Source organism: Streptomyces sp. NPDC101227 (assembly GCF_044767545.1).
Classification (GTDB): domain Bacteria; phylum Actinomycetota; class Actinomycetes; order Streptomycetales; family Streptomycetaceae; genus Streptomyces.
In genome coordinates this window covers 47,096-68,761 of sequence record NZ_JBIWOD010000002.1, presented here as the reverse complement: position 1 = coordinate 68,761, position 21,666 = coordinate 47,096, and the positions used below count along the sequence as shown (strand labels likewise).

Below are 21,666 nucleotides of genomic sequence, written 5' to 3'. Positions count from 1 at the left end.
TGATGCCGGCCAGGGTGGAAACGAAGGGGGAAACATGGACATGAGCAAGAGGCTTGGACAGGAACCGCAGGTGGATCCGCCCACCGTGCTCGGTCGTTCGGCGTGGGGCACCGCGTGCGTCTACGTCGTGTTCGTGCTGGTGGGAACGGGTGTCGGCCAGCTCGCCGGCCTCCTGGCCGACTGGCTCGTGACGCTGCCCTGGGCGCCTCTGCAGGGGCCCGCCCGGCTCCTCGCGTCGATCCCAGGACCTTGGTGGCTGCCCGCTGCGGGTGCGGTGGCGGGGCTGGTGCTCGGACTCGTCGCGCAGCACGAGGAGTTGGTCGTTCGCCTGACGGACGAGCGTGTGGTGCTCCGCCGCAAGGGCCGGGACCGGGAGTTCCCGCACGAGGCCATCGCCACGGTGTGCCGGGACGGCAAGCAGCTCGTCCTGCTCGGCCACGACGGCGGGGAGCTCACGCGGGAGGAGTGCGACCTGGATGCCGGCCGCGCCGCCGACGCCTTCACCGGGCACGGCTATACGTGGGCGGACGCCGATCCGCACCAGGGCGAGTTCCGCCGCTGGGTCCCGGACGCTCCCGAACTGCCGGAAGCCGCAAACGCCTTCCTCAAGGCCCGCCAAGGTGCCCTGGAGAAGAAAGGGCCGTCCGACGACGACGTACGAGAGCTCCGCGACGAACTGGCCCGCCTCGGCGTCGTCGTGCGGGACGAGAAGCGACGTCAGTACTGGCGGACGTTCCGGCAGGCGGGCCCGCCCGGGGAATGAAGGGCTCGGGTGGGGGGCTCGGGCACCGGGCTCGGACGCCGGGCTCAGATGGCGGGGAACGCGGCCGGTACGCCGAGCGTGCCCGCGACGGCGCGCCAGATGGCGGCCTGGGCGGCGGGGAGGTCGATCCGCGGGTCGTCCAGCATCAGCCGGATACCGAAGCCGTCGCTCAGCGCCAGCAGCAGCGTGCTGGTTTCCTCGACATCGCAGTCGGTGAACTCGCCGGAGTCGATGCCCCGGCGGATGGCCTGGCTGATCCATGCGTGCAGCTGGTCGTAGAGGTCGACGGCGAGGTGCTGGGCGGACTCGTCGCGCAGGGCCCTGACCCACAGCTCCTGCCACAGGCGCCAGTCCTGTCGCAGTTCCGGGTCCGTGGGGAGCATGTTGTGCAGGATGCGGGCGAGGACCACGGAGGCGGGCACGGTGTCCGCATCGCGTTCGAGCTCCGTGCCGGTCTGGGCGAAGGAATGGGTCATCGCCTCGGCGAAGAGCCGCTCGCGGTTCTCGAAGTGGTAGTGCAGCAGGGCCGTGGACACTCCGGCGTGTTCCGCGACCATGCGCATGCGGATCTTCTCGAAGCCGACCTCGGCGATCACTTCGCACGCGGCGGAGAGGATCCGTTCCCGCGTTTCGAGAGTGCGTTCAGCCTTGGCCACGTGAGTGCTCCCCGGGTCGGTGTCGGTGTTCGGCGGGCTCCTGGGGCCCGTCTCCTTCCATCTTCCCGCATCGTCTTCCGCGGACGTTCTCGCGCATCGCCTCCACCGGTCGTCGTGGCACGCTCAGCCCGTCGTGGCAGGTCAGTCATCGGTAGTGGTGGAAGCCGCGGCCCGACTTGCGGCCGAGCAGTCCGGCGTCGACCATCCGGGCCAGCAGCGGCGGAGGCGCGTAGCGCGGCTCGCGGAACTCCGCGTAGAGCTGCTCGGCGATGGCCCGCGTCGTGTCGAGGCCGATCAGGTCGGCCAGCGCGAGCGGGCCCAGCGGATGGGCGCAGCCCAGGCGCATCCCCCGGTCGATGTCGGCCGCCGGCGCCACGCCGGACTCCACCATCCGCACCGCGTCCAGCAGGTAGGGGACGAGCAGCGCATTGACGACGAAGCCGGCCCGGTCCGCGGCCTGTACGACCTGCTTGCCCAGGACGTCGGCGGCGAAGGCCCGCGTCCGGCTGACGGTGTCCTGGCCGGTCAGCAGGGAGGGCACCAGCTCGACGAGGGGCAGCACCGGAACGGGGTTGAAGAAGTGCAGGCCGATGACCTGCTGCGGGCGCCTTGTCGCGCCGGCCAGGCGGATGACCGGCAGGGACGAGGTGTTGGTGGCCAGGATCGCGTCCGGACGCCGTACCGTCGCGTCCAGCCGCGCGAAGACGGCCAGCTTCGCGGCCTCGTCCTCGGCGACGGCCTCGACGACCAGATCGCGGTCGGCCAGCGCATCCTGGTCGGTGGTGACGGTGACCCTGGCGAGCGCGGCGTCCCGTTGCCCGGCGGAGAGCTTGCCGGCCGTGGCGGCGCGTTCGAGCGAGCGGGCGATCCGGTCCCGTCCGGCGTCCGCCGCGCGCGGGCCGGTCTCGACGACGAGCACCTCGCGGCCCGCGCGGGCGCACACCTCGGCGATTCCGGATCCCATCAGGCCGCAGCCCACGACCCCGATCCGTTCAACAGGATTCTCGGACAACGGTCCTCCTCGGAAAGTGTGCTGACGGCCTGGCGGTAGAGCGTGCGGCGGGTGCCGCGGGACGGTCCGGCGTGCCCCGGGGGGCCGGGGCACGCCGGAGCCGTCAGGGGGCGGTGGGCAGCTGCAGTACGCCCGTGCCGCGCTTGATCAGTTCGCCGGCGATGATCAGGCGCTGGATCTCGGAGGTGCCCTCCCAGATCCGGTCCACCCGCAGTTCGCGGTAGAGCCGCTCGACGGGGTACGAACGGTCATAGCCCCGGCCGCCGAAGATCTGGACGCAGCGGTCGATCACCCGCCCCGCCGCCTCGCTCGCCGCGAGCTTGGCGATGGCGGCCTTCGCGTGCAGCGTCTTGCGGTCGGCGGAGCCCTCGTCCACCTCCCAGGCGACCTGGTGGGCGTAGGCGCGGTTGACCGCGATGTCGACCGCGCAGTCCGCGAGCATCCCCTGCACCAGCTGGAAGTCCGCGATCGGCGAACCGAACTGCCGGCGCTCCACCGCCCAGTCCCGGGCCAGCCGCAGGGCCCGCTCCGCGGCGCCCGTCGTACGGGCCGCGATCATCAGCCGCTCCTCGGTGAACCAGGAGCGGGTGATGTCGTAGCCCTTGCCGATGCCGCCGAGCACGGCGTCCTCGGGAACCCGGACGTCGGTGAAGGTGAACTCGGGGTGCTCGTAGACGAAGGTGTGCATGAAGCGCGGCACCCGGGTCATCTCGATGCCGGGGGTGTCCTTGTCGACGAGGAACAGCGTCGGTTCGCGGTCCGGGCCGGCCGCGGCCAGGACGATCATGAAGTCCGCGTGGTCGCCGACGGTGACGAACCACTTCTCGCCGTTGAGCGTCCAGCCGCCGTCGGTGCGCGTCGCGGTGGTGGCGAGGTTCTGCGGGTCGGACCCGGCGCCGGGCTCGGTCACCGCGTAGCAGTCGCGGCGCTCGCCGCGGATGACCGGCTCCAGGAAGCGCGCGCGCTGTTCGGGCGTGCAGAAGCGCAGGGCGTTGGCGGGACGCCATACGGTGTCCCACAGCGCGCCCGTGAGCTGGCCCAACTCCTCCTGGACGATGGCCTGTTCCAGGATGGTGAGGCCTGCGCCGCCCCACTCCTCCGGCATGTTGACGGCCTGCAGGCCGCTGGCGAGGACGGCGTCGCGGATCGCCGCGTGGTCCTGGGGCGTGAGGCCGTTGTTCTCCTCGCAGTCGGTTTCGTAGGCGGTGAGGGTCTCGGTGAGCTCGCGGGCGGTGCGCTTGAGGTCCGCCTGGCGCGGGGTGAGACGGAAGTCCATGTCAGTCCTCGGAGGTCGTGGTGGGCCGGGCCGGGATCGGGCGGCGGTTCAGGGCTGGGGGAGGTTGAGGGCGCGGGTGCCGCGCTTGATGAGCTCGTTGGCGATGATCAGGCGCTGGATCTCGGAGGTGCCCTCCCAGATCCGGTCCACCCGCAACTCGCGGTAGAGCCGCTCGACGGGGTACGAACGGTCATAGCCCCGGCCGCCGAAGATCTGGACGCAGCGGTCGATCACCCGCCCCGCCGCCTCGCTCGCCGCGAGCTTCGCCGTGGAGGCCTTCGCGTGCAGCGTCTTGCGGTCGGTGCCGGGCTGATCGGCCTCCCAGGCGACCTGGTGGGTGTAGGCGCGGTTGACCGCGATGTCGACCGCGCAGTCCGCGAGCATCCCCTGCACCAGCTGGAAGTCCGCGATCGGCGAACCGAACTGCCGGCGCTCCACCGCCCAGTCGCGCGCCAGTTGCAGGGCCCGTTCCGCGGCGCCCGTCGTACGGGCGGCGATCATCAGCCGCTCGTCGGTGAACCATTCCTTGGTCAGCTCGTAGCCGTTGCCGACGCCGCCGAGGACGTCGTCGTCGGGGACGAAGACATCGGTGAAGGTGAACTCCGGGTGCCCGTTCACGGCGGAGTGCATGAAACGGGGCACCCGGGTCATCTCCACACCCGGTGCCTGCTTGTCGACGAAGAAGAGGGTGGCGGCCCGCTCGGGGCCCGCGTCCGCCTGCACCAGCAGGAAGTCGGCGATGTCGCCGCAGGTCACGAACCACTTCTCGCCGTTGAGCAGCCAGCCGCCGTCGGTGCGGGTGGCGGTGCTGGTACCCGATCCCGGGTCCGATCCGGCGCCGGGCTCGGTCACCGCGAAGGCGTCGAAGCGCTCGCCGCGGATGACGGGGAGCAGATACTTCTCCCGCTGGGCCTCGGTGCCGTACGCCAGGACGTTGGCCGGCCGCCAGGGGATGTCCCACAGGCAGTTGGTGACCTTGCCGAATTCCTCCTCGACGATGACCTGGTCGAGGAGGGACAGTCCCGGCCCGCCCCACTTCTCCGGCATGTTGATGGCGTAGACGCCGGCGTCGATCGCGGCCCGGGTCAGTTCGCGGACGGTTTCGGCGGGCAGCGGTCCGCCGGCCTCCTCGGACTGGTTCTCGTACGGATACAGCAGCTCGGTGTACGCGGCGGCGCGGGCCTTGAGATCGGCCTGTCGGGGGGTGTAGCGGAAGTCCATGTCTCCTCCGGAGCGGCGGGCGTGCGTGGGCGGGTCAGGGGATGCGGGGGCGGGGTCAGGCCAGTACGGCGCGGGCGTCGAGGGCGAGGGCGCCGTCGGGGCGGACGAGCAGCGGATTGACCTCGAGCTCGGCGATCTCGGGGTGGGCCGCGGCGAGCGTGGTGATGCGTTCGATGACGGCGGCCGCGGCGGCCACATCGACGGCGGGCCTGCCGCGCACGCCCCGGAGGAGCGGGGCGGTCCGCAGCCCGGCCAGCAGCCGTTCGGCGCGGGCCGCCGGGACGGGCGCCAGCGCGAACGCGACGTCGTGCAGCGCCTCGGTGAGCACGCCGCCGAGGCCGACCATGGCGACCGGGCCGAACCGGGGATCGCGGTTGACGCCGACGATCAGCTCGACGCCGTCCGAGAGGTCGGCCATCGCCTCGACCGAGTAGGAGGCGGCGCCGAGCCGGGCGTGCATGTCCCGGAAGGCGGCCAGGAGGGAGCTGCGGTCCGGCAGCCCCAAGGCGACCCCGCCGGCGTCGGACTTGTGCAGGAGGTGGAGCGCCTTGAGCACGTACGGGCCGGGGAACGCGTCGGCGGCGGCGAGCAGTCCGGCCTCGTCGGTGATCTCCCGCGCCTCGGGGAACGGCACTCCGGCGGCGCCGAGCAGCGTGCGTACGCCGTGGTAGCCGGATGCGCGCAGCGGCGGTTCCGGCGGGGGCAGCGGGCGCACGCCGGGAGCGCCGCCGGGCCCGGGGGCGGTCAGCGCCTTCAGTGCGCGGGCTGCGTCCTCGGTGGCGGCGAAGACCGGGACGCCGGCCGCGGCCAGCGTCCGGCAGCTGGGCGAGTCCGGGAACATCGACTGCACCACGAGGGGTTTGGCCGTGGTCGTCGCCCGGTCCGCCATCCGGCGCGCGGTCTCCTGCTCGCCCGCGGCCAGCGCGCCGCCGCCGCCCGCGGTGCCGGTCTCGGCCGCCGGGCCGCCGCCCAGGCCGCCGGTGGCCGCCGAGTAGCCGCCGAAGTACCCCGTGAGCAGGACGGAGTCGATCTCGTCGAGCGCGAGCAGGGCGTTGACGGTGTCGCCGTAGGAGTGCGGGTCCTGCTCCCCCATTCCGGCCAGGTCGACCGGGTTGCCGACCGCGGACTGCTCCCACAGCTGCGTGCGGAGCTGCCGCTGGGCGTCCGCGGTGAGTTCGGGGACGGCCAGCCCCGCGGTCTCGGCGGCGTCGGCGGCGATGGCTCCGTGGCCGCCGCCGTCGGTGCAGACGGCGGTGCGGCGGCCGGCGGCGCGCCGACGGCCGTTCAGCGCGGCGAGGACGACGGCCATCTCCCGTGGGGTGCCGACCAGTTCGACCCCGGCGTCGCGGCAGGCGGCGGTCACGACGTCGGCGGAGGTGGTCAGGGCGCCGGTGTGGGACTGCGCGCTGCGGGCGGAGGCGGTGCCCCGTCCGGCGGTGAGCAGCACCACGGGCTTGCCGGCAGCGGCGGCGGCCTCGGCGAAGGCGCGGCCGTCACCGAAGTCCTCGGCGTATACGGCGATGGCCCGGGTGGCGTCGTGCCGGGCGGCGTCCTCGACGAGGTCGACCAGGGTGACATCGGCCTGGTTGCCGAGGGAGACGAAGCGTGCGAAGCCCAGGCCGTGGGGCGCGCAGCGGAGTTGGAGTTCGAGTGCGAGATTGCCGCTCTGGCTGAGGAGGGTGATGTCACCCGGCGCGAAGCGGTCCGAGGCGAGGTAGAGCTCGGTGGTGTTGTCGGCGATGCCGAGGCAGTTGGGGCCGACGAGGACGGCGCCGGCGGCGCGGACCCGGGCGGCGACGGCCTGCTGGCGGGCGAGGCCGGCGGGGCCGGTCTCGGCGAAGCCGGCGGTGATGCCGACGAGGGCGCGGGCCCCGCAGGCCAGTGCGTCGTCGACGGCCGCCTCGAACCCGGGGCCGGGTACGGAGATCACCACCAGGTCGACGGGTTCCCCGATGGCGGCGAGCGAGGTGGCGGCGGTGCGCCCCAGGACCGTGCCGCCGCGGCGGTTGACGAGATGGACCGGGCGGCGGCCGGGTGCCCGCAGCGCCTGGGCGGCGACCGCGTGCCCGTACTTCGCCGGGTCGTCGCTGGCTCCGACCACCGCGACCGACTTGGGGTCGAACAGGGCCGACAGATCACGTTCCATGGTCACCTCGCCAGTCGGAGCGCGGAGTTGGGGCAGGCTGCGACGGCGTCGCGGGCGGCGTCCTCGGCGGGGCCGGGTGCGGGCTCGGTGACGACGGAGGCGTAGCCCCATTCGTCGAGGTCGATGAGCTCCGGTGCGGGTTCGTGGCACAGGCCGTAGCCCTGGCAGCGGGTGGAGTCGAGCTGGAGTTTCACGGACGCTTCCTTTCAGCGGGAGCGGGGAGCGGTTCGCTGGTGCGGCACGGCGGGGCCGGCAACGAGGGGGACGGCGACGGTGAGCCCGCCGGCCGACGCCGCGCAGGCGGGGCAGGGGGCGTCGAGGTGGGAGCGGACGAGGTGCGGGAAGGCGCGCAGCAGGCTGCCCGCGGTGCCCGCCGCGGCGTCGAGCAGGCCGCAGGCGCCGCGGCCGGGCAGCGAGGTGGACCAGCGGTTCAGCCGGTCGGCGAGGTCGGGGGCGGCGGTGCCGGTGGTCAGCGCGCCGACGGCTTCGCGGATGGCTCCGGTGCCCGCGACGCAGACGCCGCACTGGCGGGCGCTTTCGGCGGCGAGATGGGTGAGGGCCGCGGAGGCGAGGGCCACCGGGCACTCGTCCGGGGCGAGGAAGCGGAGCGCGCCGCAGCCCAGTGCGGTGCCCGCCGCCGCGAGGGCGTCGGGGTCCAGGGCGAGGCCGAGGCGGCCGGGGCCGATCAGCCCGCCGAACAGCCCGCCCATCAGGGCACCGGACGGCTCGGCGTCGCCCTGCGCCGCGGCGAGGCTGCGCAGGGTCTGTCCGTAGGGGACCTCGGCGAGCAGCGGTTCGGCGGCGCCGCCGGCGAGCGTGACCAGGGTGGTGCGGGCCGTTCGGTGCCGCTGGTCCGGCCGGGCGGCGATGAGCGCGATGCGGGCCAGCGTCTCAACGTTGGCGACGAGGGTCGGTGCGTCGCCGACGCCCCGTTCGTGGGGCCGGGGCGGCTTGGCGGTGGGGAGGGCCGGACCGCCGTTGATCCGCCGGACCACGGCGGTTTCCTCTCCGGCGACATAGGTGTGCGGGGTTTCGACGACCTCCACGGGCAGCCCCGGTGCCCGTTCGGCGAGCGCGCGGCGGACGCGGTCGCCGGCCGTGGGGTCGGAGAGGTAGACGTAGCCGCGGTCCGCGCCGGTGATCTGCGCGGCGCGCGCCAGTCCGTCCAGGACCAGGTGCGGGCGGGCCCGCAGCAGCCAGCGGTCCTTGACCGAGCCGGGCTCGCCTTCCTCGCCGTTGGCGACGACGACAGGGCGGGCGCCGGCCTGGTGGCCGGCGTCGCGGACGGCACGCAGTTTCGCCGCGGTGGGGTAGCCGGCGCCGCCGCGGCCGCGCAGCCCGGCGGTGGCGATCAGTTCCAGGAGTTCGGCCGCCCCGGTCGCCGTGCCGTAGCCGCCGGTGGCCGTGTACGTCCCGGCGTCCTCGGTCGTTCCCGGTGCCGGGCCGAGCACGGTGGGGGTTCCCGGCCGGGTCAGGGAGTGGGTCCGGGTCATCCTCGGTCTCCGTCCGGTGCGGCGGCGCGCAGGGTGCGCACCGCGCCTTCCAGGGCTGTGCGGTCGGCCGTCGTCCGGCCGTAGCCGGGGCCGGGGAGGCCGATCAGCATGCGGTGGTGGTCGAGCACGACTTCGGCCGCGAGGAGCGCGGCGTGCCGGTCGCCGGGGCGGGAGCCGTCGGCGACCTCCGTGACCAGGCGCGTCACCTCGGCGAGGTAGCGCAGCCAGCCGCGCTGGGTGCCGTGCAGCACCAGGCGCTCGACGCGGCTGCGTTCGGCCCGCGTCGCCTGTGCGGGTACGTCCGCCGTGTGCGCGGCGGCGCGCAGCGCGGCGACGGTGGTGGGCAGTTCCCGTTCCGGCTCGGGGGTGAGCCCGAGCCAGACCAGGCTCCGACGACCGCTCATGCGTGCCTCCGGGGAGAGGGTGGGGTGCCGGCACGGTGCGGGCCCGGGCGCCGGGTGACGGCGGGGGCTCGGTGCCGGGGTGAGGTGCCGTTGTGGGGTGCGGCGGAAGGATCGGGGCGCGGGGCGCCCGCTCGCTTCGGTCCGTGCTGCGAGGCACCGGAGCGGCGTCTGCACTAAACTAACTAATCAATTAGTCAGGACACAAGTCTTGACTTCACCGAACCCCACCACCACTCTGACTGACTAATTAGTCAGCACGGGATCCGGTATCCGCCGGCACCTGGCGCCCAGCGCGCGCCCCGCCGCCTCCGCCCCCCTACGCCCGTGCGGCACAGAGGAGCTATCCGATGCACCCCGAAGCCACGACGGAACCCCCGCAGCAGGACTCCCCCGGACACGCACTGTCCGCCCGCCACTACACCGATCCGGCCGTCGCCACCGCCGAGACACGGAGCATCTTCGCCCGGTCCTGGCAGCTCGTATGCCACGAGTCCGACCTCCCGGCCCCCGGCGCCCGGCTCGCCGCCACCGTCGCCGACCGTGAGGTGCTGGTCGTGCGCACCGAGGACGGTTCCCTGGCCGGCCACCTCAATGTGTGCCGGCACCGCGGCACCCGCCTGGTCTCCGCCCCCGAACCGGGCGGCAAGGCCATCCGCTGCCCGTACCACGGCTGGACGTACAAACTCGACGGGCGCCTGGTCGGCGCGCCCGAAGCGCGGCAGATCCCCTGCCTGGACAAACCGGCTCTCGGCCTCTTCCCGGTCCGGATCGAGTCGTTCCTCGGTTTCGTCTTCGCCAATCTCGATCCGGACGCCGTGCCCCTCGCCGAGCAGTGCGCCGGGCTGGCCGAGGCCGTCGGCCACTACGCGGACGCCGACCTGGTCCCGGTGGGCCGCAGCCGCATCCACGACCTGGCCGGCGCCGAGGTGCAGGAGGCCAACTGGAAGGTCGCGGTCGACAACTACCTGGAGGGCTATCACGTACCGGTCGCCCATCCCGGGCTGATGCGGCTGCTCGACTACCAGGGCTACACCTGCGAGATCGACGCCTCCTACGCGCTGTTCGCCTCGCCGCTGCGCGACAAACCGTCCGCCAACTGGGCCGAGCGGCTCTACCAGCGCCTGGCCTCCCCCATGCCCGGCCTGGCCGAGGCCGACCGGCGGGTCTGGCGGTACGCGGTGATCTACCCCAACACACTCATCGACTTCTACCCCGACCATGTGCTTGCCTGGACCGCCATCCCGACGGCCGTCGACCGGGTGGCCGTCCCCGGTGCCTTCTACACGCGCCGCGGGGCCGGTCCGCGCACCCGGCTCGCCCGCCGGCTCAACATCCACATCGGCTGGATCACGAATGACGAAGACGCCGAATTGGTGGCCCGGGTCCAAAAGGGCCTGGGCACGCCGGGCTTCGAGCCGGGCCCCTTGTCCCGCCGGGAGGCCGCGGTCGGCTGGTTCGCCGACCGGGTACGCACCGACCTCGGTGACGCGATGAGCTGACCCACGCCATCGAGGCAGCCGTACGAGCCGTCCCCCTCGGCGCGCCGCCCCACGCGCCACGGCCGACCGGTCTGCACGGAGGGCAGGGCCTTCGTGCATCCGTGACCGCGCCCTGAAGCAGCGCTCATCCCCTACGGAGAGGACACCGATGTCCCCCGAGGAATCCCCACCCCCCTCCCGGCGCGCGTTCGTGCGCTCGGGCGCCGCCGCGGCCCTCGGCCTCGGCCTCGCCGGCTGCGGCTTCATGCCGGAGGGCCGCAACGCCTTCGGCGACCCGGACCGGCCGATCGACGTCAAGGTCGACGGCGACCTGGTGTATTTCAACTGGGCGGACTTCGTCGCGCCCGCCGTCTTCGACGGTTTCGAGAAGGAGTACGGCGTCAAGGTCATCCAGTCGAACTTCGACTCGATGGAGGGCATGGTCGCCAAGCTGAACGCCGGAAACCGCTACGACATCATCTTCCCCACCGCGAAATGGGCCCAGCGGCTGACCGCCGGCCGCCGGCTGCGCCGCATCCACCACGACCGGCTCACGCACGCCGACGCGGTGTTCGGCCACTACCGCTACTTCGCGGACCCCTGGTACGACCGCCACTCCGCCCACACCGTCCCGTTCACCATGTACAAAACGGGCATCGGCTGGCGCAAGGACCGGATCGGGGACGATCTGAGCGACTCGTGGGACGACCTGTGGAACCCCCGGGCCAAGGGCAAGGTCTTCGTCCTCGACGACCGCGACGAGGTGCTCGGGATGGCCGCGCTGAAGCTCGGCCTGGACCTCGGCACCTCCGACGCACACGACCTCGCGAGGATCACCAGGACGCTGCAAAGCCTGCGCCCCCGGCTGCGCGGCTTCTCCAGTGACAGCTACAACAACCTGCTCAACGGCAACGCGGTGATGACCCAGGCCTGGAGCGGGGACATGGCCGCGATGCTCGGGCAGGCCAAGGACCCGTCCGTCCTCGGCTTCGAGGTCGCCCGGGAGGGCGCGCCGATCAACTCGGACTGCTACGCCATCCCCGCCAACGCCCGGCACCCCGGTACGGCGATGCTCTTCATCGACTACATGCTCCGGCCGGAGAACGTCCGGCGGAACATCCGCTACATCGGCTACCCCATGCCGGTCCGCGGCAGCGAGGACGTCTACGCCGCGATCGTGAAGCCGTTCCCCCAGTGCCTGGTCGCCCCCGGCGACCTCAAGGCCGAACTGTTCTTCCGCAACGCCTCCTCGAAGGGCGAGCGGGCCCGCGACACCGCCTGGACCCACGTGAAAGCCGGCTGACATGGCACAACGCACCCCCTCTCCCTCCGGGGCACTCCGAGCGCCGCACCGGCGCGCCGCGTCCGGCACCCGGCTGTGGACCTGGCTCATGCTCCCGGGCACCCTCTGGATGACCGGATTCCTCATCGCCTCGCTGGTCCTGGTGGCCACCCTGGCGCTGGGCACCACCGACCCCCTCGGCAACCCGCGGTTCGGGTTCGACCTCGACAACATCCGGGCACTGGCCGACCCCGCGTACCGCATCGTGCTGCTGCGCTCGCTGGGATTCGCCCTGATCGCCTGCGTGGTGTGCCTGGTCGTGGCGTACCCGGTCGCCTACTTCATCGCCCTGCACGGCGGGCGGTTCAAGAATCTCCTGATCGCCGCGATCGTCGTGCCGTTCTTCGCCAACTACCTGGTGCGGATGTACGGCTGGTCGGTGGTCCTCTCGGACGGCGGCCCAGTACTGAAAGTGCTGCGCGCGGCCGGGCTGGCCGACGGCCACACCAAGATCCTGCAAAGCGGCGTCGGCGTCATCGCGGGACTCGTCTACGGCTTCATCGTCTTCATGATCATCCCGCTCTATGCGGCGCTGGAACGCATGGATCTCTCGCTGATCGAAGCGGGCCGCGATCTCTACGGAGGGCCGCTGCGCACCTTCGTCTTCGTCACCCTCCCGGCCACCCGGCAGGGCGCGGCCGCGGGCGCGGTGCTGGTCTTCCTGCCCGCCATGGGTGACTTCGTGAGTGCACAACTGATGGGAGGCCCGGACCAGATCATGATCGGCAACCTGATCCAGGACAAGTTCTTCCAAGGCCAGAACTGGCCGCTGGGCTCCGCCCTGACCATGCTGATGATGGCGGTCCTCTTCATCGGGATGCTCGGCTATCTGCGCCGGACCCGCAAGGACGAAGCGGAGGCCACTCGATGAGGCTCCGCCCGCCGCACCGGCGGCGCCGCCGCGGCACCGACCGCAGGCCCCGCGCCGCCCTGGCCGTCACCGCCGTCTTCTTCCTCCTCCTCTACCTGCCCATCGGCGTCGTCGTTCTCTTCTCCTTCAACGCCCAGAAGTCCCTCACCGTCCTCAAGGGCTTCAGCTTCCGCTGGTACTCGGCCTTCTTCCACGACAACGTCCTGATCGACTCGCTCGGCATGAGCCTGCGGGTCTCCCTGGTGGCCATGGCGGGGTCGGTGGTGCTCGGGGTGGCGCTGGCCCTGGGCCTGGTGCGCTGCCGCACCCGGCTCGGGTCGCTGGCCGGCCTGATCATGCTCGTACCGCTGATCACCCCGGAGATCGTCACCGGTGTCGCCGCGATGCTGCTCTTCAAGGGCCTGGGCATCACCCTCTCCTCCGGCACGGTGATGCTCGCCGAGATCACCTTCTCCATCTCCTATGTGACGGTGATCCTGCGTTCGCGGATCGCCGCCCTCAACCCGGAGGTCGAGGAGGCCGCGATGGACTTGGGCGCCACCCGCTGGCAGGCGCTGCGGCTGGTCACCCTGCCCGCGCTGCTCCCCAGCATCCTGGCCGCCGCGATCCTCGTCTTCGCCCTGGTCTTCGACGACTTCGTCCTCGCCTACTTCACCACCGGCGTGGACCCCCAGCCGCTGTCCGTCCGTATCTACTCGGCGATCCGGTTCGGTGTGCAGCCCACCATCAACGCGGTCGGAACGCTGATGCTGGCCGGCTCCATCGGCCTCGTCGGCCTCGCCCTGGCCATACCGCGGCTGTTCGGCCGCCGCGGTGGCCTCGATCTGCTCTCCGGGAAGTGACCCATGGCCTCTTCGAACTCCCCCTCCCTCGCCCCCTCCCCCGGCGCGGCCCCCGCCGACGCCCGGCCCGCCGTCCGGCTCGACCACATCAGCAAGAGCTACGGCGCCTCCTGCGCGGTGCAGGACCTCTCCCTGGACATCGCACCCGGTGAGTTCTTCTCCCTGCTGGGACCGTCCGGCTGCGGCAAGACCACCTCGCTGCGGATGATCGGCGGATTCACCGACCCCACCTCCGGGTCCGTGCTGCTCAACGGTGCGGATGTGACCGCGCTGCCGCCGGACAAGCGCAACGTCAATACGGTCTTCCAGAGTTACGCCCTCTTCGACCACCTCTCGGTGGCCGACAACGTGGCCTTCGGTCTCAAGCGCAAGGGCGTGGGCCGGACCGAGATCCGGGAGCGGGTCGCCGCCATGCTGGAGCGGGTGCAGCTCGGCGGCCTGGGTGACCGCAGGCCGCGCACCCTCTCCGGGGGCCAGCGCCAGCGGGTGGCGCTGGCGCGCGCCCTGGTCAACCGCCCTCAGGTCTTGTTGCTCGACGAGCCGCTGGCCGCGCTCGACCTCAAGCTGCGGCGGCGGATGCAGGTCGAGCTCAAGCAGATCCAGCGCGAGGTCGGCATCACCTTCGTCTTCGTCACCCACGACCAGGACGAGGCGCTGACCATGTCGGACCGGGTAGCGGTGATGAACGAGGGCCGGGTCGAGCAGTGCGGGACGCCGGAGGACGTCTACGAGCGGCCCGCGAGCCGCTTCGTCGCCTCCTTCATGGGCACCTCGAACCTCGTCCCGGGCACCTACCGCGCCGGCGAGGTCGTCCTGGACTGCGGGCCCGCGCTGCCGGTCGGGAAGCGGAGCGGGATCGCCGACGGCAGCGGCGTCAGCCTGTCGATCCGGCCCGAGAAGATCTGGCTCTCCGACTTCGAACCGGACATGGCCCTGGTACGCGGCGTGGTCCGGGAGACCGTCTACTCCGGCCCCACCACCACTTACCTGATCGAACTCGCCCCCGGCGTCACGGTGTCCGTGCTGGAGCAGAACACCGACCGCTCGCGCATGGAGGACCGCTGGAGCGGTGGCGAGAGCGTGGAGATCGGCTGGCGGCCCGAGCACTGCCTGGTCCTGGACTGACGTCCGCCCGCCCGCAGCCGCCCACCGACAGCAAAGGAACGCTCCCCCATGAACCACGACGTCATCGTGCTCGGCGCCGGCCTCGCCGGTCTCGCCGCGGCGCGGGACCTGCGCGCGGCCGGCGCCGACGTCCTCGTCCTCGAAGCCCGTGACCGGGTCGGCGGACGCGTCGAGCAGGCCGTGCTGCCCGGCGGCCGGCTGGTCCAGCTCGGCGGAGAGGTGGTCGGCCGGGCCCATCACGCCTATCTCGCGCTGGTCGCCGAGCTCGGGCTGAGCCTCGTCCCCAGCTATGTGGCCGAGCCCGGCCGGATGGTACGGGCCACCGCGGAGGGCATCTCGGCCGGCGACCCTCCGCACTGGTTCGGCCCCGGCGACGACGCAGGACACCGGCGGGTGACCGACGCGTTCGTCGCGCTGGCTAGGACCGTCGATCCCCAGGATCCCTGGTCGCACCCGCACGCCGAGACCCTCGACCGGACGTCGGTCGGCGACTGGCTGCGCTCCGAAGGGGCGAGCCCGGCCGTCGTACGGCTGTGGGAAATCGGCCAACTCGCCCTCGCCGACGGCTCGTGCGAACGCACCTCGCTGCTCGCCGCGCTGCGCAAACACGCCGCCGTACCCGGTGACGACGCCTACGCCTACGAGGACTGGGAGGGCCTGCGGGTGGCCGAGGGCTCGGCGACCGTGGCCCTGCGCATGGCCGCCGAGCTGGGCCGACGGATCCGGCTCGGGGCGCCGGCCGAGCAGGTCGCGGTGGCTCCGGAAGGCTGCCGGGTGCGGCTGCGGGACGGGGAGACGGTGACGGCCGGCGCCGTGGTCAGCGCCCTGCCGGTCGGCCCGCTGCGTTCGGTCGCCGTCACTGGGGTCTCCGCCGCGCGGCTCGCCTCGTTGCACCGTCAGCGCCAGGCCGTCGCGGCGAAGTTCGCGGCCGCCTACGACAAGCCCTTCTGGCGCGGCCTGGGCCTCAACGGCCTCTCCGAGTGCGAGGGCGTGCTCGGCAGCACCTGGCCGCAGAGCGAGGGCGTCCTGTCCGCGCTGATACCGCCCGAACGCTACGGCGTGCTCCTGGGCATGCCCGAGGCGGTCCGCGACCGCGAGCTGCTGCGCGACGTGGCCCGGCTCTACGGTGACGAGGCCCTCGAGCCGTTCACGTCGTATCTGCGGCTGTGGGGCACCGATCCCTGGACCCAGGGCTATGTCACCCAGTGGAACCCCGGGGACGTGATGGCGGTCGGCCCGCTGCACGGCACCCATGAACCGCCCTTCTACGTCTGCGGATCCGACCAGTGGGTCGCCGGCTACATGGAGGGCGCGGTACGCACCGGCCGGGCGGCGGCGCAGGAGGTGCTGCGCCATGGCTGAGACCGACGCACCCGCTCCCTTGCTCAACCACATCGCGGGGAAGGACCGCCCGGCGGCCTCCGGCGCGACGATGGAACTGATCGACCCCGCCACCGGTGAGGTGCACGGCAGCGCCCCGCGCTCCGGCGCATCCGACACCGACGCCGCCTGCACCGCGGCGGAGACGGCCTTCGCCCGCTGGTCGCTGACCACTCCCGCGCAGCGGCAGCGGGCGCTCCTGCGGGTCGCCGATGCGCTGGAGGAACACGCCGATGCCCTGGTGGCCGCCGAGGTCGCCGACACCGGCAAGCCCCCGGAGCGGTTCCGGGAGGACGAACTGCCCGCGATCGCCGACACCTTCCGCTACTTCGCGGGGGCGGCGCGCAATCTGCCGGGAGCGGCCGCCGCGGAGTACACGGAGGGCCGCACGTCGCTGCTGCGGCGCGAACCGGTCGGCGTCTGCGCGGGCATCACCCCCTGGAACTATCCGCTGATGATGGCCTCGTGGAAGGTCGCTCCCGCCCTCGCGGCGGGCAACACCAGCGTCCTCAAACCGGCCGACACCACCCCCTCGTCCGCCGTACTGCTGGCCCGGATCGCGGCGGAGCACTTGCCGCCCGGCGTGCTGAACGTGGTCTGCGGGGACCGCGACACCGGGCGTTCCCTGACGGCGCACCCGGTGCCCCGGCTCATCGCCGTCACCGGCAGCGTCCGGGCCGGCCGGGAGATCGCCGCCGCGGCGGCCGGTGACCTCAAACGCGTGCATCTGGAACTGGGCGGCAACGCCCCGGTGATCATCCATGACGACGTGGATGTGGCGGCCACCGCGGCCGAACTCGCCGCCGTCGCGTACTACAACGCCGGCCAGGACTGCACCGCGCCCACCCGGCTGCTGGTGCACCACCGCGTGCACGACGCCTTCGTGGCCGCCTTCGCCTCCTGCGCCCGTTCGCTCCGGACCGGGCCGCCCGGCGGCCCGCCGGCGGACTACGGCCCGCTCAACAGCCGCGCCCAACTCGCCTCCGTGGCAGGCCTGTTGAGTCGCCTGCCAGCCCATGCGGAGGTGGTGACGGGCGGTACAACGACGGGGCGGCGGGGATGGTTCCACTCCCCCACCGTGGTCGCGGGGGTACGGCAGGACGACGAGATCGTGCAGGAGGAGATCTTCGGACCGGTCGTCACGGTGCAGCGCTTCACCGACGAGGCGGAGGCCCTGCGGCTGGCCAACGGGGTGCGCTTCGGTCTCGCGGCAAGCGTGTGGACCGGCACCCATGACCGCGCCCTGCGGGCCACCCGGGCCCTGCACACCGGGATCGTCTGGGTGAACACCCACGGCACCACCGTGTCGGAGATGCCGCACGGCGGGGTCAAGCACTCGGGTTACGGCAGCGATCTGTCGCTGGCGGGCCTGCTGGACTACACGCAGGTCAAGCACGTCATGCTTTGACTCCTCCCCCTCCTGCAGGAGGGGGATTCCTGGCTCACGTCGCCTGCGGCCCGGCGGGCTCACAGGTCTTGCACGATCAGCACCAGCCGGGTTGAAGACCGGCCCGGATCAGCATCACGCGGGCGGAGTTCTTGTCCCTGGGCGAGACGGCTCCGCACGCGGTGCAGGCATACGCCCTTTCGGAAAGAGGTAGTGCGTGCTTGGTTTTCGCTCCGCACTGCGCACAGTCCATCGTGGTGTGCGCGGGGTTCACCAGGTGCACGATGCGCCCGTGCTTGCGGGCCATATCGACCAGGGCCTTCTTGGTGGCGCCGATCGCGGCGTCCGCCGCCTTGCGGGCCATCGTGGACTTCGCCAGGAACTTCGGGCGGAAGCCCTCCACCGCCAGGACGTCGTGGTCGCGCACGACCTTCTTGGCCCATTTGCGGCCGGTGTCCTGCCGCTGCCGGGCCACCTTCCGATGCAGCTTGGCGGTCTGCCGCTTCGCCTCGCGGTATCCCTTCGATCCGGCCTGCCCCTTGGCCGGTCGGCGCCGGGCCATCATGCGCTGGTAGCGGGCGAGTTTCTGCGCGGCCGTGCGGCCGTGTTGCAGGTGGGGAAGGTCGTGGGTATCGCTCGTGGTGGTGGCGGTCTCCTTGACGCCCCAGTCGATGCCGATCACCCGGCCGGTTTCGGGCAGGTGCTCGGTGGTCGTCGCGACGACGAAGGACGCCCACCAGTGACCGACCGCATCCCGGTACACGCGCACACTGGACGGAGCCTGCGGCAGCTCACGCGACCACACCGGCCGTGCCACGATCCCGCTCGCCAGGTGCAGGCGGCCGTCCCTGAGGCGGAACCCGCGCTGGGTGTAGTTCAAGCTCGGCAGCGCCTCGCGCTTCTTCTTGTACCTCGGCATCCCAGCACGCTGCCGCATCGGCAACCGGGCCTTGATGTCCTTCAAAGCCTTGCTCCGGGACTTGGCGAAGTCACGTACGACCTGCTGCTGCGGGACCGAGGACCCCACGCGCAGCCACGGCGTCACGCGCCGCGCCTGGGTCAGCATCTTGTCGAGCTGGGCCGGGCCACAGGTCACCTTCTCGCCCGTCGCCCGGTTGTGCGCATGCACCGCCCTCGACTTCGCGACGGACTCATTCCAGATCCAGCGGCACCGGTCCCACTCCGCTTCGAGCGCGGCCCGCGCACCGGCGGACACGCGAAGACGGTACGTGTACCGGGCATGCCGGGCATCCCCGTCCCTCGTCGCGTCCGTCGTCATGAACCCGAACCTATCGGGGAGGACTGACAGTTGAGACGTCTTAATCCAAGCGGGCTTGCTCACCCCGTCCCGTGGTGGACGACCAATCGCCCTGGTATCGATTGACCTTCCCCTGCCCTGCTCCGCACGAGTCCGATTCGCCCCCGCAAGCGGGAGGCACCCCCACCCCCGGCTTGACGGCCGGGGCACCCTCGGAGGGAACCCTGTGAGCCGCGGCGGAGCCCGGGGGCCGGAGGCACGGGCCGACATGGGCATGCCGCCGGCCGCATCCCTTTCAGCCCCGCTCGCGGACCGGCAGGGTGCATGCCCCAGAGATAGAATTGCATTCCGGATCGACCCACGCGGTGTGCGAGGAATACTCGACCCGGCGAACGGCGCAGGCCTTTTCGCGGCCGCGGAATTTTCAGGAATGCTGCCTTCTTTGGAATTATTCTTTGGAATGCAGCAGATTTCTCCGGAATATGGCCGGCGCCGTGGAGCCGGGTGGAGCGATTCGCGGAATGGGTGCCACGCATGCACGATGCCAGGTTCGACACCCTCGGCGATCTCCCTGAGCCGGGCGGCGAGGCGTACGCCACTGTCGACCAACGGGGTGTGCTGGCGAGCTGGAGCGCCGGCGCCCAGCGCCTGCTCGGCTATCTCGCGGACGAAATCCGGGGGCGACACATACGCGAGCTGCTGTACGAACGCGCCGACGGCGCCCGTCTGGTCGCGCGATGCCGGGCGACGGAGACCCCCTTCATCGGGCAGGCGGCCCTGCGTCACCGGGACGGCAGCCGGGTCGACGTGGGCATGTGGGCCCATCTGCTCGAGCCCGCCGGCGGCGAGCCCTGCTGGCTGATCCGGGCGGAGCACGCCGCCGACGTGCGCCGGCAGAGCCTCGGCCGCGCGCTCCTGCGGGGCCTGTTCACCGAATCACCTTTCCACATCGACGTATTCGACACCCAATTGCACTTCATCGCGCAGAACGCCCGCCGATTGAAGAATTTCGCGGACCATGATTTCGTCGGCCGTACCATGCGCGATGTGGCACCGGCCGGAATCATGGACATGGAAACGTTCGATGCCCGCCAACGCCAGGTCCTGGATACCGGAGAGGCGCTGGTGGCCACCGAAGTGCGCACCCATCCTCTCGGCGCCCCGGAGCGGTACCAGGCCTTCTCCGAGACGATCGTTCCGCTGCGCAGCGGCGCCGGAGAGACGATCGGACTGGCGCACATCGTGTTCGAGATCACCGACCGGGTCCGGGCCCGGGAGCGGCTGACGCTGCTCAACGACGCGAGCGCGAAGATCGGCAGCACCCTCGATGTCCTGCACACGGCGCAGGAACTCACCGATACGGTCGTGCCGCCGTTCGCCGACCATGCCTACGTCGACCTGCTGGAACCCGTGTTGGGAGGCGAGGAACCCGTCTCCGGACCGATCCCCGTGGAGCTGCCACTGCGGCGTGCGGCAACGTCACGCATCCCCGAGGACCCGGTGAAGACGGTCGGCACGGGCGAGACCGACCCCTTCGCTTGCGGTCCGGCTTCCCTGTTCCACCAGGCCTTGGCCGGCGGTGAACCCCTGCTGCTGACAGGTGAGGAGGTGCTTGCCGAACTCTCCGCGGTCGATCCCCGCCGGGCCGCGGCGACGCGCGAGTACGGGGTCCATTCGTGGCTGCTGGTGCCGATGTTCGCGCGGGGTGCCGCGCTGGGTGCGGCGGTCTTCATGCGCTCCCGGGGCGAGCACGCCTTCGAGCTGGACGATGTGCTCCTCGCCGAGGATCTCGTGGCACGTGCCGCCGTGTGCATCGACAACGCCAGGCGGTACACGCGGGAACGGACGACGGCGCTGGCCCTGCAACGCAGTCTGCTGCCACAGCGGATGCCCCTGCTCGGCGCCGTGGAGGCGGCGTCGCGCTATCTGCCGGCGAGTGGCAGTACGGTGCTCGGAGGCGCCTGGTTCGACGTGATCCCGCTGTCGGGCGCGCGGGTGGCGCTGGTGGTGGGTGACGTGCCGGGGCACGGTCTGCATTCGGCGGTGACCATGGGGCGGTTGCGCACGGCGGTACGCACCCTCTCGGATCTCGATCTCTCGCCCGAGGAATTGCTCATCCACCTCGATGACCAGGTCAACCGGTTCCAGGCCGAGCATGGTGAAGGCCGCGCGGGCGGGGCGGCCGGCTCGACGTGCCTGTACGCGGTCTTCGACCCCCTCACCCGGCGATGCGCCATGGCCCGCGCGGGCCATCCGCCCCCCGCGCGGGCCGCGGCGGACGGGTCGGTCCGGTTCCTCGATCTGCCCGGCGGTCCCCCTCTCGGTCGCGGCGGAGCGACCTTCGAGTGCGGCGAGGCGACCGTGACCGACGGGGATCTGCTCATCCTCTACGCCGACGGCCTGGCGAGCCCGCAGGACCGGAGCGCCGAGCCCGCCCCCGCCTGGCTCCGCGAGGCCCTGTCCGATCCCCGGCTCACTGCCTCGCCCCGGCTCGACGGCGTCTGCGACGCGGTGATCCGCCACCTTCCGTCGCCCCGACCGCAGGACGACGTGGCCCTGCTCGTGGCGCGGGTACGCGGCCTGGATCCGGACCGGCACATCACCTGGGAGCTCGCGGCGGAGCCCGAGACGGTGAGCGCGGCACGGCGGCTCACCACGCAGAAGCTCGCCGAATGGGGCCTGGGGGACCTGGAGTTCACCACGGAACTCATGGTCAGCGAGCTGGTCACCAACGCCATTCGCTACGGCGCCCCGCCGATCCGGCTACGGCTGATCCGCGACCGCAGCCTGATCTGCGAGGTCACCGACGGCAGCAGCACCTCGCCCCATATCCGCCGCGCCCAGGACACCGACGAGGGAGGTCGCGGGCTGTTCATGGTCGCGCAGTTCGCGCAGCTCTGGGGCACCCGTTACCACACCCGCGGCAAGACCATCTGGGCCGAGCAGCCCCTGCCCGAGGGAGACCCGGTGCTTCACCCGCGGTGATCTCACCACCGGGGCCCACACCGGCCC

General features: G+C 72.1%; 17 protein-coding genes and 1 pseudogene. 9 read left to right on the top strand and 9 right to left on the bottom strand.

Annotated elements, in window-relative coordinates; translation table 11 throughout:
• Positions 1–40: 40 nt before the first annotated feature.
• Positions 41–763, top strand: a complete 723-nt coding sequence (locus ACIRPT_RS04220; RefSeq protein ID WP_403821960.1) for a hypothetical protein — start codon at positions 41–43, stop codon at positions 761–763.
• Between the two features lie 44 nt (positions 764–807).
• Here ACIRPT_RS04220 and ACIRPT_RS04215 read toward each other — a convergent pair whose 3' ends face one another.
• The 8 genes from ACIRPT_RS04215 to ACIRPT_RS04180 all read right to left on the bottom strand — a co-directional run bounded on the left by ACIRPT_RS04215 (position 808) and on the right by ACIRPT_RS04180 (position 8,971).
• Complete coding sequence (locus tag ACIRPT_RS04215; RefSeq protein WP_403507772.1) at positions 808–1,419, bottom strand: TetR/AcrR family transcriptional regulator; 612 nt, start codon at positions 1,417–1,419, stop codon at positions 808–810.
• 145 nt (positions 1,420–1,564) lie between these two features.
• Positions 1,565–2,431 (bottom strand): 3-hydroxybutyryl-CoA dehydrogenase, encoded by an 867-nt coding sequence (locus ACIRPT_RS04210; RefSeq protein ID WP_403821956.1) that lies wholly within the window; start codon positions 2,429–2,431, stop codon positions 1,565–1,567.
• 103 nt (positions 2,432–2,534) lie between these two features.
• Positions 2,535–3,707, bottom strand: coding sequence for an acyl-CoA dehydrogenase family protein (locus tag ACIRPT_RS04205; protein WP_403821953.1), 1,173 nt, complete (start codon positions 3,705–3,707; stop codon positions 2,535–2,537).
• Positions 3,708–3,755: 48 nt separating this feature from the next.
• Complete coding sequence (locus ACIRPT_RS04200) at positions 3,756–4,928, bottom strand: acyl-CoA dehydrogenase family protein (protein ID WP_403821950.1); 1,173 nt, start codon at positions 4,926–4,928, stop codon at positions 3,756–3,758.
• 55 nt (positions 4,929–4,983) lie between these two features.
• Positions 4,984–7,074, bottom strand: a complete 2,091-nt coding sequence (locus tag ACIRPT_RS04195; RefSeq protein ID WP_403821947.1) for an acetate--CoA ligase family protein — start codon at positions 7,072–7,074, stop codon at positions 4,984–4,986.
• Between the two features lie 2 nt (positions 7,075–7,076).
• Positions 7,077–7,268, bottom strand: coding sequence for a ferredoxin (locus ACIRPT_RS04190; RefSeq protein WP_403507782.1), 192 nt, complete (start codon positions 7,266–7,268; stop codon positions 7,077–7,079).
• Between the two features lie 12 nt (positions 7,269–7,280).
• Positions 7,281–8,567: an NADH-ubiquinone oxidoreductase-F iron-sulfur binding region domain-containing protein gene (locus ACIRPT_RS04185; protein ID WP_403821944.1), complete on the bottom strand. Its 1,287-nt coding sequence runs from the start codon at positions 8,565–8,567 to the stop codon at positions 7,281–7,283.
• Positions 8,564–8,971 (bottom strand): hypothetical protein, encoded by a 408-nt coding sequence (locus tag ACIRPT_RS04180; protein ID WP_403507786.1) that lies wholly within the window; start codon positions 8,969–8,971, stop codon positions 8,564–8,566. The genes ACIRPT_RS04185 and ACIRPT_RS04180 overlap by 4 nt, the downstream gene beginning before the upstream one ends.
• Positions 8,972–9,318: 347 nt before the next feature.
• Between ACIRPT_RS04180 and ACIRPT_RS04175 the strand changes: the two genes are divergently transcribed.
• From ACIRPT_RS04175 to ACIRPT_RS04145, 7 genes are all read left to right on the top strand, one after another.
• Positions 9,319–10,470 carry an aromatic ring-hydroxylating dioxygenase subunit alpha gene (locus ACIRPT_RS04175; protein ID WP_403821941.1) on the top strand — a complete coding sequence of 384 codons (1,152 nt, stop codon included), beginning with the start codon at positions 9,319–9,321 and terminating at the stop codon, positions 10,468–10,470.
• A 148-nt stretch (positions 10,471–10,618) separates the two neighbouring features.
• Positions 10,619–11,752 carry a spermidine/putrescine ABC transporter substrate-binding protein gene (locus ACIRPT_RS04170; RefSeq protein WP_403821938.1) on the top strand — a complete coding sequence of 378 codons (1,134 nt, stop codon included), beginning with the start codon at positions 10,619–10,621 and terminating at the stop codon, positions 11,750–11,752.
• Between the two features lies 1 nt (position 11,753).
• The gene (locus ACIRPT_RS04165; RefSeq protein WP_403821935.1) at positions 11,754–12,662 is read left to right on the top strand and encodes an ABC transporter permease; all 909 of its coding nucleotides are present in this window, start codon (positions 11,754–11,756) and stop codon (positions 12,660–12,662) included.
• A complete protein-coding gene (locus tag ACIRPT_RS04160; RefSeq protein WP_403821931.1) occupies positions 12,659–13,504 on the top strand; it encodes an ABC transporter permease in 846 nt (281 codons plus the stop codon). Before ACIRPT_RS04165 ends, ACIRPT_RS04160 begins: the two co-directional genes overlap by 4 nt.
• A gap of 3 nt (positions 13,505–13,507) precedes the next feature.
• Positions 13,508–14,629 carry an ABC transporter ATP-binding protein gene (locus tag ACIRPT_RS04155; protein ID WP_403821928.1) on the top strand — a complete coding sequence of 374 codons (1,122 nt, stop codon included), beginning with the start codon at positions 13,508–13,510 and terminating at the stop codon, positions 14,627–14,629.
• A 48-nt stretch (positions 14,630–14,677) separates the two neighbouring features.
• The gene (locus ACIRPT_RS04150; RefSeq protein ID WP_403821925.1) at positions 14,678–15,991 is read left to right on the top strand and encodes a flavin monoamine oxidase family protein; all 1,314 of its coding nucleotides are present in this window, start codon (positions 14,678–14,680) and stop codon (positions 15,989–15,991) included.
• Complete coding sequence (locus tag ACIRPT_RS04145) at positions 15,984–17,417, top strand: aminobutyraldehyde dehydrogenase (RefSeq protein WP_403821922.1); 1,434 nt, start codon at positions 15,984–15,986, stop codon at positions 17,415–17,417. The genes ACIRPT_RS04150 and ACIRPT_RS04145 overlap by 8 nt, the downstream gene beginning before the upstream one ends.
• A 63-nt stretch (positions 17,418–17,480) precedes the next feature.
• Here the strand turns inward: ACIRPT_RS04145 and ACIRPT_RS04140 are convergent.
• A pseudogene (locus tag ACIRPT_RS04140) lies at positions 17,481–18,675 on the bottom strand (RNA-guided endonuclease InsQ/TnpB family protein); the annotation flags it as partial.
• 513 nt (positions 18,676–19,188) lie between these two features.
• Here ACIRPT_RS04140 and ACIRPT_RS04135 point away from each other — a divergent pair.
• On the top strand, positions 19,189–21,639 hold the full coding sequence (locus ACIRPT_RS04135) for a SpoIIE family protein phosphatase (protein WP_403821919.1): 2,451 nt from the start codon (positions 19,189–19,191) through the stop codon (positions 21,637–21,639).
• Positions 21,640–21,666 lie beyond the last annotated feature (27 nt).

Coding starts and splice junctions, on each gene's coding strand:
- ACIRPT_RS04220 (WP_403821960.1), top strand. CDS start 41: ATGAGCAAGAGGCTTGGACAGGAACCGCAGGTGGATCCGCCCACCGTG.
- ACIRPT_RS04205 (WP_403821953.1), bottom strand. CDS start 3,707: ATGGACTTCCGTCTCACCCCGCGCCAGGCGGACCTCAAGCGCACCGCC.
- ACIRPT_RS04200 (WP_403821950.1), bottom strand. CDS start 4,928: ATGGACTTCCGCTACACCCCCCGACAGGCCGATCTCAAGGCCCGCGCC.
- ACIRPT_RS04195 (WP_403821947.1), bottom strand. CDS start 7,074: ATGGAACGTGATCTGTCGGCCCTGTTCGACCCCAAGTCGGTCGCGGTG.
- ACIRPT_RS04185 (WP_403821944.1), bottom strand. CDS start 8,567: ATGACCCGGACCCACTCCCTGACCCGGCCGGGAACCCCCACCGTGCTC.
- ACIRPT_RS04180 (WP_403507786.1), bottom strand. CDS start 8,971: ATGAGCGGTCGTCGGAGCCTGGTCTGGCTCGGGCTCACCCCCGAGCCG.
- ACIRPT_RS04175 (WP_403821941.1), top strand. CDS start 9,319: ATGCACCCCGAAGCCACGACGGAACCCCCGCAGCAGGACTCCCCCGGA.
- ACIRPT_RS04170 (WP_403821938.1), top strand. CDS start 10,619: ATGTCCCCCGAGGAATCCCCACCCCCCTCCCGGCGCGCGTTCGTGCGC.
- ACIRPT_RS04165 (WP_403821935.1), top strand. CDS start 11,754: ATGGCACAACGCACCCCCTCTCCCTCCGGGGCACTCCGAGCGCCGCAC.
- ACIRPT_RS04160 (WP_403821931.1), top strand. CDS start 12,659: ATGAGGCTCCGCCCGCCGCACCGGCGGCGCCGCCGCGGCACCGACCGC.
- ACIRPT_RS04155 (WP_403821928.1), top strand. CDS start 13,508: ATGGCCTCTTCGAACTCCCCCTCCCTCGCCCCCTCCCCCGGCGCGGCC.
- ACIRPT_RS04150 (WP_403821925.1), top strand. CDS start 14,678: ATGAACCACGACGTCATCGTGCTCGGCGCCGGCCTCGCCGGTCTCGCC.
- ACIRPT_RS04145 (WP_403821922.1), top strand. CDS start 15,984: ATGGCTGAGACCGACGCACCCGCTCCCTTGCTCAACCACATCGCGGGG.
- ACIRPT_RS04135 (WP_403821919.1), top strand. CDS start 19,189: ATGCACGATGCCAGGTTCGACACCCTCGGCGATCTCCCTGAGCCGGGC.